The following is a 15,035-nucleotide window of genomic DNA, read 5'->3' on the forward strand; positions in this document are numbered from 1 at the left end:
CACACTGGATCCAGTGTGTACGCTTCTCATGTCATTTTATGGTACTCCGTTCGCAAAACAGATCATCAAATAAACTATAACACTATGTTTCAAAATAAATCTAAACTGCTTATGGCAACCCTTGTAATTGGGTCAATGATAAGCAGTATAACCGGCTATTCACAGGAATTTAAAAAACTGGTTTGGGCAGATGAGTTTAACTACAAAGGATTGCCGGATAGTACAAAATGGGGTTATGATATTGGGCGGGGATGCCCTGACAATTGTGGCTGGGGGAATAATGAATTGCAATTTTATACCGAGAAAAGATCCCAAAATGCAAGAGTAGAAAATGGCCTGCTGGTAATAGAAGCCCGCAAAGAAAATTTTGCAAATGCCAGTTATACATCTGCCAGGCTATTATCGAAGAACAAAGGAGACTGGAAGTATGGACGTTTTGAGATAAAAGCTAAAGTTCCTGAAGGAAAAGGCATGTGGTCCGCCATATGGATGTTGCCTACAAAATGGGAATATGGAGGATGGCCTCATAGTGGAGAAATAGATATCATGGAAAATGTAGGTTACCTCCCCGATTCTCTTTTTGGAACCGTACATACAGGAGCTTACAATGGCATGCGCGGTACCCAAAAAACCGGGGGCGTGCTTAGAAATGACTTGTCGAAGGCTTTTCATGTTTATGCTATGGAATGGACACCAACAACCATATCCTTCTTCCTTGATGGACAGAAATACCATGTTTTCAGCAATGAGAATAAAGGTAGCGAGGAATGGCCCTTTGATAAGGACTTTCATGTATTACTGAATATTGCTGTTGGTGGCAACTGGGGAGGAAAAATGGGTGTCGATGACAGCCATTTCCCACAAAAAATGGAGATAGACTACGTAAGGATCTATCAATAACGATTGGAATAAAACTTCTTTCAAAATAAAGCGTGTTTTCAGTGTTCAGTTACGGAGGTGGAACGAAAGTTTCACCTTTCCGTTTTTGAAATGTTCTAATTAACGTTTTATGCCCGATAAATCAAACATCGCATCTATATATTTGATAAAAGCATTGTTACCGAATGAGAATTATTTTCTTTTCCCTGGTGCTATTATTTTCCATTGGTTCAAAAGCCCAAAAAACCGGCAGTAACGCTACCATCGACTCCCTGCCTGTTTCACAAATAGATATACCCATTCACGTGAGCCTGGGCTCTATATATAAACTGGCAGAAAGAAATGTGGACACGGTATTTACGTCCCCGAACTATCCCAACGACTGGGTGCAATCTGATTGTGCTACCCGCTATAAATATCATTTCCGCCGGTCGCCATTGAAAATGAAAATGAATGGCACTACAATGGACCTTGGATTTACGGGCTATTACCGCATCATTGGTTCTACAAGGGCTTGTGCAGGTAATACTGTTTTTTCACCATGGACTCCAGCCTGCCGATGCGGGTTTGACGAACCGGAGCGCCGGGTGAATATCGGTTTCACCAGTAAATTTGAATTACTGCCTAATCATTTATTAAAGACAAGGATCACCCGTACAGAACCACAACCTTTGGATAAATGCGCGGTTTGCTTTTGGGGCCAGGATGTTACCACCAGCGTCATGGATGGATTGAAAGCTGAACTGGACCTGTCTAAAAAAGCTATGGAAGATTCTTTCGGCTCCTATAATCTAAGGCCATACCTGCAACAAGCCTGGAATAAGATCAATGATGTATATTCCATTCCTGGTATAGGTTTCTTTAGCTTACATCCTAAAATCCTGCGCATGGAAAAAATAAACGCTCAAAATGATTTCCTGAACATTAATATAGGCATCTCTGCTACACCGGTCATCAGCTTTTTAAAACCTGCACCGGCAACATCGGCAGTACCCGATCTTTCCAATAGTAATAATCCCGGGGGATTCAATATCTACCTGGAGGCCGCCCTGCAATACGATTCATTAAGCAAGGTGTTGAATGGTTACCTGGTGAATAAAAGATTTGATGTGTCGGAAGGCTTGTTCAAAAAACATATCATTATTGAAAACACAATGGTGTCCGGCAATGAGGATGGCAATATGCTGATCCGGCTGGATTTTAGCGGATCTTTTGAGGGAACAGTTTTTTTTACAGGCAAGCCTGTATACAATGCCGATATTAAAACCATCGAGGTGCAGGAAATGGATTATGACCTGCGCACAAAAAACCTGCTATTAAAAACAGCCAAATGGTTATTCAATAACAAGATCATCTCGGAGCTGAAAAAGTACACTTCCTTTAAAATGGACAATTATTATGCTACGGCAGCCACAAATTTAAATGGCTGGCTGAATAGAGAATGGACTAAAGGAATAAAAGGTTCCGGAACTGTAAAAGACCTTACCCTAACCTCTGTAAAAGCATTGCCGGAACATTTGCTGATAAGAAGTAATTGCACGGGTCAATTGTCAGTGGCGGTTACTGAACTGGAACTTGGTCTTTAGTCCTCATCGATTTACTATCTCCTGACTTACTGCCCACCCTAAAAGAAAAATGTCGCTGGGAAATATAACTAAAGCAGATCACTATTACTGTTGTAATAATTTGCGAAGGCGTGGGGAACCAGCCAAAAGATTCAACAAACAGCTTCAGGCAAAAATAGTTTATGGTCATGCTTCCCATTACAACCAGGAAATACCTGAATAACTGTATGCGCCTTCTTAATTGTGAACCCTGGAACACTACAAACATGCTTAGGTAAAAGCCTATAGGAAAAGTGATAAAAAAGGCAATAAACAATGCAGCTATATGGGGCTTAAAGGCAATAAAACCCAGGTCCAGCACCTGCTTATGCAGTATGAAGTTATAAGATAGAAAATATATCAAAAGGCTTAAAACAGTATTTCCACCCCCACAGGCAGCATAATGGTATGTTTGTAAAGGCATGAATCGCCTAAAGGGCGGGTAAAATACATCCAACACCTTAAAAATGGACCTTCGGACCTTATGGTGGATCTTACGCATGAAAGCTGCGAAAATAAAAGCTATTTCGGGAGAATCTGCATAGAATTCGTTAAGTATGGTTAAAGTGTCGGGGTGCGCTCTGGTGCCGATTAATTAAATTGCGGCGCAAATCTCAACAGATCAGTATGAGTTTAATACAACAAATCAAGGAAGTAACCGCCAAAGCACTTTCTGAAGCCTTCTCAGTTTCAATGCCGGCAGAGGAAATTTCAGTGAACCAGACCAAGCCGGAATTTGAAGGCGATTACACCATTGTGCTTTTTGCACTGGTAAAGCAATTGAAAAAGTCACCTGACCAATTAGGAAAAGAATTGGGCGATATACTCGTAGCAAAAAATGAAAGTCTGTTTACTTCTTATAATATCATCAAGGGTTTTCTGAACCTTACCGTTAATGATAGCTATTTTACTGCGTTTCTTAACAAGCAGTATGCGGATGGCAAGGCCTTAAGACCGCAAGTGGAGGAACAAAGGATAATGGTGGAATACTCCTCTCCCAATACCAATAAGCCCCTTCACCTGGGGCATTTGCGCAATAACTTTTTAGGATGGAGTGTGGCGGAGATATTGAAAGCCAACGGGCATGATGTAATGAAGACCTGCGTAGTAAACGACCGGGGTATTCATATATGTAAAAGTATGGTTGGCTGGCAGCTATTTGGTAATGGGCAAACACCGGAATCGACAGGCATTAAAGGCGATCACCTGGTAGGTGATTTTTATGTGCGGTTCAGTAATGAATTGAAGAAAGAAACACAGGAACTTATAGAGCAGGGCCAGGCAAAAGAAGAAGCCGAACGTAATGCGCCCATCATGCAAAAGACACAACAAATGCTGGTGGACTGGGAAGCTGGTAAGCCAGATGTGATGGAGTTATGGAAAACAATGAATGGATGGGTATATGAAGGGTTTGATATTACCTACAAAACCATTGGCAGTGACTTTGACAAAACTTATTATGAAAGTAATACCTACCTGTTGGGAAGGGTCTTTGTTGAAAAAGGATTACAAAAGGGTGTGTTTTATAAAAAAGACGATGGCAGTGTGTGGATAGATCTTACGGAAGAGGGTTTAGACGAAAAGTTGGTTTTACGTAAAGATGGCACGTCTGTATACATTACACAGGACCTTGGACTTGCTGATCAGAAATATGAAGAATTCCATTATGACAAGAGCATTTATGTAATCGGCGACGAACAGAACTATCATATGAAAGTGCTCAAGCTTATTTTAAAAAAGCTTGGGATGCCCTATGCGGATGCCATTCATCATTTAAGCTATGGGATGGTGGAACTACCCAGTGGAAGAATGAAAAGCCGGGAAGGTACCGTTGTAGACGCAGATGACCTGGTGGCGGAAATGATAAAAGAAGCGGAAAAGAAAACAGCTGAGAAAAGTAAGGTTGATGAATTCTCTCATGATGAATTGCAGGAACTGTATAGCATGATAGCCTTAGGAGCCTTGAAATTCTTCCTGCTGAAAGTGGACCCCAAAAAGAAAATGGTCTTTAACCCGGAGGAATCGATAGACTTCCATGGTTTTACAGGACCTTTTATACAGTATACACATGCACGAATAAAATCAATATTAAGAAAGGAACCTGTTGATGCTACTACTTCAATCGAAGCCGGCAAGCTCCTGCCTTTGGAAAAAGAATTATTACTATTACTTGAACAATACCCGGATGTTACAAAACAGGCAGGGTTAGAATATAACCCCTCTGCTATTGCCAATTACATATATAGTGTAGCGCAGACTTATAATACTTTTTACACGGCGCATAGTGTATTAAAAGCAGAAAATGAAGAAAAGAAGCAATTGCGTTTAAGACTGTGTCAGTTAACAGCTACAGTGATCAGGGATGCCATGCATCATTTAGGTATAAAAGTTCCTGAGAGGATGTAATAACAATATGTTGGATACAAAAAGGGAACCTGACGGTTCCCTTTTATATTAATATTAAAATCCGCCTGGCATTTCTTTTTTCTGCTTGAGATTCTGAAGACTGGGATCCATTTCGATGGCCTTATCACAAAGATCCATACCTTTTTGCTTTTCACCTTTCTTCTGGTAACACATACCAATCATGTAAAGCGCCTCAGCATTTGTTTTATTTGCGGCCAAAACTTCATCATAATAGTTAATGGCGTTATCGTATTTCTTTGCGTTATAATAAGCTTCGGCGATGGTATACAAAAGATTCATATCGCTGGGCCGGAGACGCAGGAGATCCTGCAAAACGCCTATCCCCTCGTTAAAACGACCCGCATTGATATAGGCTGTAGCAAGGTTCTGCATATAGTTATTATCCTTTTTAAGGCCTTTTTCAGCCGCTTCCAGCATATACTTTAAAGAATTCTGGTCATCATTCATGGCATAGTATATCAATGCCATCTCATAAGTCCAATAGCTTTGAGAAGGATTGAGTTTAACTGCTTTTTGAAAGTAAGGAATGGCACGGGAGTAATTTTGCATATCTGCATAGGCTTTTGCCACCATGTAAGGTATATCTGCATTTTGATCATCTTCCTTTGCTGCCACTTCCAGGAATTTAATGGCATTGCCCAGGTCCTCCTTATCATAATAGGCCTTCCCTACATAATAAGCTGTCTTAGCTGCTGGATTTATTTTCTTTAATTCACCAGCATATTTTATGGCATCATCAAACTGGCGCATATTGAACGAGAGTAGCATTAACTGGCGGTAGGTACTGTCAGTTCTGTCACCCATGTCTGAAAGGAGCTTGAATTGGTCCCTGGCCTGTCCATACCGACGCAGTTCCAGGTATGCAGCAGCCAACTGGCTTACTACTTCCTTATCCGTTTTATTGTATTGAAAGGCTTTTTCAAAATGCTTTAAAGACTCCATACGGCGTCCTTTTACTTTTTCTTCAATGCCTTTTTGTAAAAAATAGGTAGAACTATCAGACTGGGCAAAGAGTGAGAATGATATGCCCATAGCAGCACCCGCAAGGATCACTTTCAGCATAGGATATTGTTTTTGTGGTTCTTCGGTTTCGAAAATAAAAAATAAGTCCCGTAATTGCCAGCGAAATACAGGTTTTAAATATTTTTTACATAAAAAACCTTATACCGTCTACCATAACCATGCATATGTCTTTTATACCATCAGGTAACCCGGCTATTTTAGGATAATTCCGGCCAGTGGAGGGAGGTTGATGGTCAACCTATACCTGTCTTCTTCCCTATCCAGGGTTTCTGTTCTGATATCAGGGTTATAAATATTTCCTGATCCACCATATTTTTCTGCATCAGAATTAAATATCTCTGCATTGTAAATATGGCGAACATCAATTACCCAATCCATCCTGACCATCGGGGTAAGGTTAAGGATCACTAACAAATCATCTCCATCTTGTTTGCCTTTTCTTCTATACACCACTACGCTTTCATCCCGGTGATTCAGGTCTACCCATTCAAAACCCTGTGTATTAAACTGGTTGACATATAAGGCTTCTTCTGAAGTAAGTAGGTGGTTAAGGTCCTTAACACAATCCTGCAATTTTTTATGAAAAGGATGAGCAAGGAGATACCAATCGAGTTCGGATTTATAATTCCACTCAGAAGTCTGGCCGAATTCGCTCCCCATGAACAGCAACCGGGCACCGGGGTGAGTCCACATATAAGTATACATGGTGCGCAGGTTGGCAAACTTTTGCCATTCATCGCCCGGCATTTTATAGATCATGGGTGATTTTCCATGAACTACTTCATCATGGCTAATGGGAAGCATGAAATTTTCATCATAATAATACATCATGCTGAACGTGAGTTTGTTCTGGTGGTCTTTGCGATAAAGTGGGTCAAGCTTGAAATAATCAAGCGTATCATGCATCCAGCCCATCATCCATTTCATGCCAAAACCAAGTCCTCCCCCAAAGGTTGGTTTTGATATCCCCGGCCAATCAGTAGCTTCTTCCGCGATGGTCTGTATATCGTGAAAATCCCTGAACAGGGTTTCATTGAGGTCCTTGATAAATGCGATAGCCTCAAGATTTCCGTTGCCGCCATATTCATTTGGCTCCCACTCACCTTCGTTACGTGAATAATCGAGCTTTAACATGGAAGAAACAGCATCTACCCTGATACCATCAATATGAAACAGATCGAACCAGAAACGGGCACTGCTGATGAGAAATGATTTTACCTCACCCCTTTTATAATTGAAGATATAGCTGTTCCAGTCGGGGTGAAACCCCTTACGCATATCTGCATATTCGTAAGTATGAGTTCCATCGAACATGAATAAACCATGGGCATCGTATGGGAAATGGGAAGGTACCCAGTCAAGGATAACGCCAATGCCTTCCTGGTGAAACCTGTCAATGAGGTACATAAAATCTTCCGGTGCACCAAATCGTGAAGTGGGCGCAAAGAACCCTGTACATTGATATCCCCAGCTTCCATCAAAAGGATGTTCCATTACGGGCATCAATTCTACATGGGTAAAGCCCATTTCTTTTACATAGGGCACCATCAGATCGGCAAGCTGGCTATATGTGTTATAGGATTCTTCATTGTACCTGTCGGGACGCATCCAGCTGGCGAGGTGTACTTCGTAAACACTCCATGGAGCCTCAAGAGAGTTGTGTTTCTTTCTTTCTTTCATCCACTGTTCATCATTCCACTTGTAGTCAAATTCCCAGGTGATGGAAGAAGTCAATGGTCTTTTTTCCCAAAAATTGGCAAATGGATCTCCTTTTTCTGTTTCCTTTCCCTCGTAACCCCGAATATTATATTTATATAGTTCGCCTTTAGGAATGCCGGGAATAAAACCTTCCCATATGCCACTTTTGTCCCACCTCGGATGTAATACATGCGAATGTTTATCCCAGTCATTAAAATTGCCAACTACAGTAACCTTTGTTGCATTGGGAGCCCACACACAGAAATAATATCCTTCCTTTCCTAATACCACCAATCGCTTGGAGCCAAATTTTTTATAGAGATTATAATGAGTTCCATTTTGATAGTTTGAAATATCATCATCATACAAAATAGAATAATTCCATACAGGCAAGGTGGTATCAACAAAATTCCTGTCTTCATATTTTTCTTGACTGGTTGGTGCAAACCTTTCAATAAATCCGGAACTATTTTCCATTTCTCCATGTTGATTAGAACCACCTGGCGCATTTATAGGATCTGACATAAGTTGATAATTACCGTTTAAGTAAAGTTAACAAGTCAATAAGGTTTTTCATATTATTATTGTTAGCTATAAACCAAGCAAACCTGCATCATGAGAAAATTCTTCATAGGAATATTCTTACTCCTACTCACCCAACTGGCTATAGCTCAACAATCGTCTGTAACCGGAACGGTTGCGGATACATTAGGAAAGAAAACATTAGCCAATGCCGTTGTCAGCTTATTACAAAAGAAAGATTCAAGCCTGTATAAGTTCATAAGGACTGATAAAGAGGGCAATTTCCAGATCCCAAAGGTAGATACAGGTAGATATGTGATACTAGTTAGCTTCCCCAGGTTTGCCGACTACGTGGATGAAGTGGTTGTAAAGGCAGGAGAAACCAATTCAATCGGCTCCATACCGCTCACACTGAAATCCCAATTACTTGACGCCGTTGTGATAAGAAGTGCAGGAGCTATTAGGATAAAGGGCGACACTACCGAATTTGTTGCAGATAGTTTTCATGTGAAAGAAGGTGCTACTGTTGAAGAATTATTAAAAAAACTTCCGGGATTCCAGGTGAATAGCAAAGGCGAAATTACTGCCCAGGGACAGCGAGTGCAGAAAGTACTGGTGGATGGAGAAGAGTTTTTTGGTGATGATCCAACCATGGCTACTAAAAACATTGGTGCAAAGGCTGTTGATAAGGTACAGGTATTTGATAATAAATCAGAGCAGCAAAATCTTACGGGCATATCCACCGGAACAGAAGGGAAAACAGTAAATATCAAACTCAAGGAAGATAAAAAAACCGGGGCATTTGGAAAGGCTGAGATTGGTTCTGACTTTGACAAACTGCTTGATGCACGGTTGTTGTATAACAAATTCATTGGTAAAAAGAAATTTTCACTTTATGGCACTAAAAGCAAAACCAATACAGGAAGCCTCAACTGGCAGGATCAAAGAAAACTCGGTTTTGAAAATGATTTTGAATACGATGAACTAAGCGGCTATTATTTCAGCTTTGGGACATCGGATGATTTTAGTGACTGGAGTTTAAAAGGTTTACCCGATGCCTATACTGCAGGAGCTTTATACATTGACAGGTGGAATAATGATAAACAAGCTGTAAACGGCTCCTATCGTTTTAACAGGCTTGGTACCAGCAATATAGCTTCTAAATACATACAAAGCATTATTCCGGGAAGATTGATCAATACAAGCACCCTTACCAGGTCAAATGGATTAAATCAACAACATGCCATCAACTTTAAGTATGAATGGAAACTGGATTCGCTGGCCTCATTGAAGCTGGTAACTGCAGGTACAAGAAAAGCCACAACTTCTTTTAATAATACCAATACTGACATCACCAACAAAACTGATAATAAAGAAACGATCAACTTGGGTAATACTTCCTATGATTCAAAACGTTTACAAAGCGATAACCAGCTTCAATACAAACAATTGTTTCATAAAAAGGACAGGCAGCTATTATCAACAATCAGGTACGGAATTACCAATGATGATCAAAAGAATTTTATTTATTCTCAGGCAGACTTTTACACTTCTGGCAACCTGGATTCGTCGAAATTGCAAGATCAGCAAAAGATCAATAGTGGAAGTTCCACTACCCTGGGCGCCAAGGTCACTTACAGTGAGCCCTTGAATGACAAATGGAGTTTGGTGGGGGAATACAGCTATAATCAGAATAATTCTACCTCACATAAAAACACTTTTGACAAAGATTTTAATGATAAATATGAAATATTAAACCAGGCCTTTAGCAATAATTTTGACCTTAGGGCAAGTTCGAATAGCGGTACGCTGATCACTAAGTATGTCTATAAAAAAATAAGGCTGGCTTTTGGATCAGGTTTATCAGCTACTAAATTAAGATTAAATAATCTTGACCATAGCAGTTTTACAAATTACAATTTTACCAATCTTACTCCCCAGGCATCTTTCAATTTCAGACCCAAGCAGCAATCTGGTATTGGGATCAATTATCGGGGTACTACTCGTCAGCCCACAATAGATCAACTGCAACCTATTCGTGATAACAACGACCAACTGAATGTATTAGTTGGAAATCCAGATCTCAAAGTTGGATTTAACCACAACCTGTCAATTTTTTATAACAGCTATAAAGTTTTAAGCGCAAGGGGTATATGGCTAAATCTGGGAATAAACTTCACTGACAATGCCATAACCCAGGATAATACAATTGATCCTTCTGGTAAACGTATATTCAAACCAGTCAACGTTAATGGAAATAACAATTGGTATATGTGGAGTGAATGGAATAAAGGAGAAGGAGAAAAGAAATTTAATCATACTGTCAGGTTAAATGGTAGTGGTGGCAGAAATATCAACTTTATAAATGGACAAAAAAATCAGACCGATTATTACCATTATGAAATAGCATATGGTATACGTTATGAATACCCTGAAAAGTATAGCCTTAATATCAATCCCTCATTGGAATATAATGCTTCTAAATCTTCATTAAATCCCAACTTTAAAAACAACTATTTTGCTTACGGAGGGGAAACAGAAGGTTATTTAATGTTACCAGGAAAACTTGAATTAAATACTGATTGCAAGGTTCAATTGTACCAGCAATTAGCTGCTTTTGGGGGAAACAGGAATATTATTATATGGAATGCCAACCTTTCAAGAAAGTTTTTTAAGGATAAATCAGGTAAGATCATATTTGCTGCCAATGATTTACTGAATAAGAATCAGGGATTTGATCGGAGCATTAATAGCAGCATGATCAGCGAAGAACGTTTCCAGCGCATCAGCAATTACTATATGCTCAAGTTCGAATGGTCCTTTAATAAAATGCCAGGTCAAAAATAAGATCATGAAAAAACTATTATTTTTCTTGACCATATTGGTTACAACCATTTCCAGTTGGTCACAAACCTTTCATCCTGCGGTAAAAATAGAGTTTGAGAAAGTAGTCTACGTGAGACAATTGTATAAGGAGCTGGAACCGGAATGGTATGAGCGCATAAAAGATCGCCTTCCGCAATTGTCAACTACCTATTTTGATTTTATTGGTGACACCTCCCGATCCATTTATAAACCTGGAAAAGAAGTTAAGGTGGATTCCAGAACATGGTACCAGGGTATTGCTGATAAAAATGTGGTTTATAATGACTACAAAGCGGGAACAACCATAACTCAGAAGCCCATTTTTGAAGAAACCTTCCTGGTGCAGGATAGTCTGCAAAAGATCAAATGGAAGCTTACCAGCGATACACGGAATATCGCGGGATATGATTGTCGCAAAGCAATTGGACTCATTGATGATTCCATAGCCATATTTGCTTTTTATACAGACGAGATCCTGATCAATGGCGGCCCTGAAAGTGCTAATGGATTACCCGGGATGATATTAGGCCTGGGAATGCCCCGCATTCATACCACCTGGTTTGCTACAAGGGTGGAAGTAAACGGGCTAAATCTTAATGGAGTTACACCAGCTACCAAAGGCAAAAAAGTAGACCGTAAAACAATGATAAGCTCAATAGATAAAGTGCTTAAGAACTGGGGCGATTACGGTAAAAATATGGTCTGGAATTTTGTTATTTGACCAGTTCCATTATCCATATCGATTTGGCTGGAAGTTTCCATTTTTCATTGAGATCTTCCTGCTTTGTATTGATTATATTCCTTGCTTTTGTAAAACCATTGATCCTTTCAGAAAAGCGTTTAGGGTCAATGGCTTTTTCTTCATTGGCCGTATTCATCACCACCATTACGGTTTGCTTATCGTCATAACGGAAGTAGGTATATACCCAGTCTTCAGGTACATATTGCATCAATTTACCAGTTTTGATTGCAGATGATTTTTTCCTGAAATTAGCAATAGTTCTTGTCCAGTTAAACACGTCGTTTTCTTTATCCGTTCTGCCTTCAGCAGTGAATTTATTACTGGGATCTTCTTTCCATCCACCTGTAAAATCGCCACGGACAAGTCCATCCGGGTTGGAAATTCCTTTTAATAAGATTTCAGTGCCATAATACAACTCAGGAATGCCCCGGGTTGTTAGCAACCAACCAATACCTACTTTCAGCTTATCCACATCTTCACCTACCTGTGAAAGAAAACGAGACATATCATGGTTATCAAGGAACACCACATTCATCATTGGATCCTTGTACACAAAATCATTGGCAAGCGTTTGATAGAGTTTGTTGACCCCTTCTGTCCAGCCAAAGTTCTGTGTAAGTGCCGGATTGATACCATACATATTGGTTTGAAAGTCTGTAACTGATAGCAAATTACTTTTGAAGCGCACATTGGTGAGATTGTTCTGGGTAAAATAAGCCTGGTTTAAAACTCCATGCACCCAGGTTTCACCAAACATTGTCATCTTAGGATATTCATCTGTCAAAGCCTTATTACATCGATTCATAAAGTCAAGGTCATTATAGATGTAGGTATCTATCCTCCACCCGTCTACCCCAAATTCTTCTACGCTCCAAATGGCATTCTGTATAAGGTAATTAGCCACATAGGGATTCCCCTGGTTGAGATCTGGCATTTGAGGTGTGAACCAACCATCAGACATCCGGGTTTCATCAGATTTCGAAGCATGGGGATCCATTAAAGGCTGATCTTTATAATTGGTGCCTGTATAAGTTGGCCATTGGTGTACCCAATCTTTCATAGGCATATCACGGATGAAAAAGTTTTGCAGTCCACAATGATTATAAACAGCATCCTGTATTAGTTTCATCCCTCTCTTATGCAATTCATCACTGAGTAACTTATATGCCTCATTACCCCCATGCCTTGTGTCTATCTTATAATAATTTGTAATGGCATAGCCATGTTCTGTCCGGTTGGGCATATCATTTTCCATGACAGGTGTCATCCATACAGTGGTCACCCCTAGGTCTTTCAGGTAATCAAGGTGTTGTATCACACCTTTGATATCTCCACCGTGACGATGGTACATAGAATCGCGATTCAATGATTGATCCCGCATGCCTGGTGCCCTATCATTGCTGTAATCCCCATTTGCAAAACGATCAGGCATAATAAGATAAACAAGGTCCTGGGATCGAACGCCCTGCGCAAAAGCGGTGCCCTTTCCATGTCGGCGCGCTTGTAAATCAAAAAGTATTGGTTCTCCTTTGCTCCTTTTTATACTGACCTTTCCAGGTTTTGATGAAGGTGATATCAGGAGATCCAGGAAAACGTAATTTTTATTTTCTACCTTATTCACCTTTACAAGTCTTACTCCCGGATAATTGAGCGAATAATTATCCGAGGCGATATTATCACCATGAAGCATTAATTGCAATTTGGGCTCTTTCATACCTATCCACCAATTGGCGGGGTACACTTCAATGTTTTGAGCGCTGAGTTGAAATGAGCTAAACAGTAGAACAACTATGGTACTAAATATTTTCAAGCGTTTCATTTGGCAATGCGATTTCTTCTTTAATTCTTTTAGAGGCAGGATCATACACATATATAACACTAATTGCTGCGCAGATCATAAAGATTCCTGCCAGTACAATTGCATAAATTGGCTGGTTGCCATACAGGTGCTTTACTATCCATCCTCCAAATAATCCATTGATGATCTGGGGAAGTGTAATAAAGAAATTAAAGATGCCCATATAGATTCCAAGCTTCCCGGCAGGAATAGAACTGGATAGTATCACGTAGGGCATGGCAAGAATACTTGCCCATGCAAGTCCTACACCGACCATAGAAAATTTAAGCATAGCCGGATCTTTTATAAAGTATATAGAAATGAGCCCAATTCCTCCTGCTATAAGTGATACAGAATGTGTAAGCTTACGGCCAATATACCTGGCTACCACCGGGAGAAATAAGGCATAGATCATCGCTATAAAGTTGTACACAGCAAAAGCAGATCCTACTTTATTGCCCGCCTCATTGTATTGTATGGACTTGGAATAATCTCCCGTTAGTCCATAAACATGTGTTGCCACTGCATCTGTGGTGAAAACCCACATGCTAAAAAGAGCAAACCAGCTAAAGAATTGAACCAAACCCAGTTGTTTCATTGTCTTTGGCATATTGCCAAAATCTGAGAAGATTTCACTTATTCCATGTTTTTTAGATACCGCTGGTTTACCATGATATCTTTCATATTCCCTAGGGGCATATTCCTTGCTAAAAAAAACAGTGATGAGTATAGCTATTATAAAAACGACCGCACCTATATAGAAAGCATATTTTATATTATTTGCTACCCCGTCCGGCCCAGCTTCCATGCTCACACCACTATTAGCCAGGATCTCAGGCAAAGCCGAACCTACAACGGCTCCCAACCCGATAAGAAAGGTTTGAATGCTAAAGCCCATTGTCCGCTGACTATCGGGAAGGTTATCTGCAACCAGGGCCCTGAATGGTTCCATGGCAACGTTAAAAGATGCGTCCATTACCATCACCATTCCAGCACCTATCCATAATGCAGGAATGATAGCCGATAGGGATGCAGAATTTGGAAGAAACACAAGGGCAAGTGAAGAAAGTATGGCTCCAGTTAAAAAATAAGGTTTTCTGCGTCCAAGCCTGTTCCAGGTACGATCACTATAATGCCCGATTAAAGGCTGAACGATCATACCAACCAAAGGAGCAACGATCCAGAACATAGGTAACTGGTCAACATCCGCACCAAATGAACGGAGTATTCTGCTAGTGTTACCATTTTGAAGTGCGAAACCAAACTGAATACCAAGAAAGCCAAAGCTCATTGTGAAGATCTGGAATATGGAAAGCTTTGGTTTTGGATATTTACCTTCCTGTAAGGCCGTAGAAGACTGAATAGCCATAAGCAATCAATAGATTTGATTGCGAAAGTTAGTAAGGAAATGTGTAATAATGTGTTTTAATTACACATT

The 15,035-nt window shown here is 40.1% G+C and carries 10 protein-coding genes; 5 read left to right on the forward strand and 5 right to left on the reverse strand.

Features of this window, described 5'->3' with window-relative positions:
* The first annotated feature begins 84 nt into the window (after positions 1 to 84).
* Together BUA53_RS06750 and BUA53_RS06755 are read left to right on the forward strand one after the other, a co-directional pair.
* Positions 85 to 900 carry a glycoside hydrolase family 16 protein gene (locus BUA53_RS06750; protein ID WP_084079867.1) on the forward strand — a complete coding sequence of 272 codons (816 nt, stop codon included), beginning with the start codon at positions 85 to 87 and terminating at the stop codon, positions 898 to 900.
* A 164-nt stretch (positions 901 to 1,064) separates the two neighbouring features.
* Positions 1,065 to 2,465, forward strand: coding sequence for a DUF4403 family protein (locus BUA53_RS06755; RefSeq protein WP_072834591.1), 1,401 nt, complete (start codon positions 1,065 to 1,067; stop codon positions 2,463 to 2,465).
* Here the strand turns inward: BUA53_RS06755 and BUA53_RS06760 are convergent.
* A complete protein-coding gene (locus BUA53_RS06760) occupies positions 2,440 to 2,907 on the reverse strand; it encodes a GtrA family protein (RefSeq protein ID WP_245793029.1) in 468 nt (155 codons plus the stop codon). The genes BUA53_RS06755 and BUA53_RS06760 overlap by 26 nt on opposite strands.
* Positions 2,908 to 3,110: 203 nt before the next feature.
* On the opposite strand from BUA53_RS06760, the gene argS reads away from it, so the two are divergent.
* Positions 3,111 to 4,889: an arginine--tRNA ligase gene (gene argS / locus BUA53_RS06765; RefSeq protein ID WP_072834593.1), complete on the forward strand. Its 1,779-nt coding sequence runs from the start codon at positions 3,111 to 3,113 to the stop codon at positions 4,887 to 4,889.
* Between the two features lie 54 nt (positions 4,890 to 4,943).
* Here the strand turns inward: argS and BUA53_RS06770 are convergent, their stop codons facing one another.
* Both BUA53_RS06770 and glgB read right to left on the reverse strand, forming a co-directional pair.
* The gene (locus tag BUA53_RS06770) at positions 4,944 to 5,972 is read right to left on the reverse strand and encodes a tetratricopeptide repeat protein (protein WP_072834594.1); all 1,029 of its coding nucleotides are present in this window, start codon (positions 5,970 to 5,972) and stop codon (positions 4,944 to 4,946) included.
* A 153-nt stretch (positions 5,973 to 6,125) separates the two neighbouring features.
* The gene (gene glgB, locus BUA53_RS06775; RefSeq protein ID WP_245793031.1) at positions 6,126 to 8,156 is read right to left on the reverse strand and encodes a 1,4-alpha-glucan branching protein GlgB; all 2,031 of its coding nucleotides are present in this window, start codon (positions 8,154 to 8,156) and stop codon (positions 6,126 to 6,128) included.
* A gap of 90 nt (positions 8,157 to 8,246) precedes the next feature.
* Between glgB and BUA53_RS06780 the strand changes: the two genes are divergently transcribed.
* Positions 8,247 to 11,000 carry a TonB-dependent receptor gene (locus BUA53_RS06780; RefSeq protein ID WP_072834595.1) on the forward strand — a complete coding sequence of 918 codons (2,754 nt, stop codon included), beginning with the start codon at positions 8,247 to 8,249 and terminating at the stop codon, positions 10,998 to 11,000.
* A 4-nt stretch (positions 11,001 to 11,004) separates the two neighbouring features.
* Complete coding sequence (locus BUA53_RS06785) at positions 11,005 to 11,739, forward strand: GLPGLI family protein (RefSeq protein WP_072834596.1); 735 nt, start codon at positions 11,005 to 11,007, stop codon at positions 11,737 to 11,739.
* Here BUA53_RS06785 and BUA53_RS06790 read toward each other — a convergent pair.
* Positions 11,732 to 13,579, reverse strand: a complete 1,848-nt coding sequence (locus BUA53_RS06790) for a glycoside hydrolase family 13 protein (protein ID WP_072834597.1) — start codon at positions 13,577 to 13,579, stop codon at positions 11,732 to 11,734. The genes BUA53_RS06785 and BUA53_RS06790 overlap by 8 nt on opposite strands.
* Positions 13,557 to 14,966, reverse strand: a complete 1,410-nt coding sequence (locus BUA53_RS06795) for an MFS transporter (RefSeq protein ID WP_072834598.1) — start codon at positions 14,964 to 14,966, stop codon at positions 13,557 to 13,559. Before BUA53_RS06795 ends, BUA53_RS06790 begins: the two co-directional genes overlap by 23 nt.
* Positions 14,967 to 15,035 lie beyond the last annotated feature (69 nt).

The sequence above is a fragment of the Flavisolibacter ginsengisoli DSM 18119 genome (genome assembly GCF_900129295.1).
Lineage (GTDB): Bacteria > Bacteroidota > Bacteroidia > Chitinophagales > Chitinophagaceae > Flavisolibacter > Flavisolibacter ginsengisoli.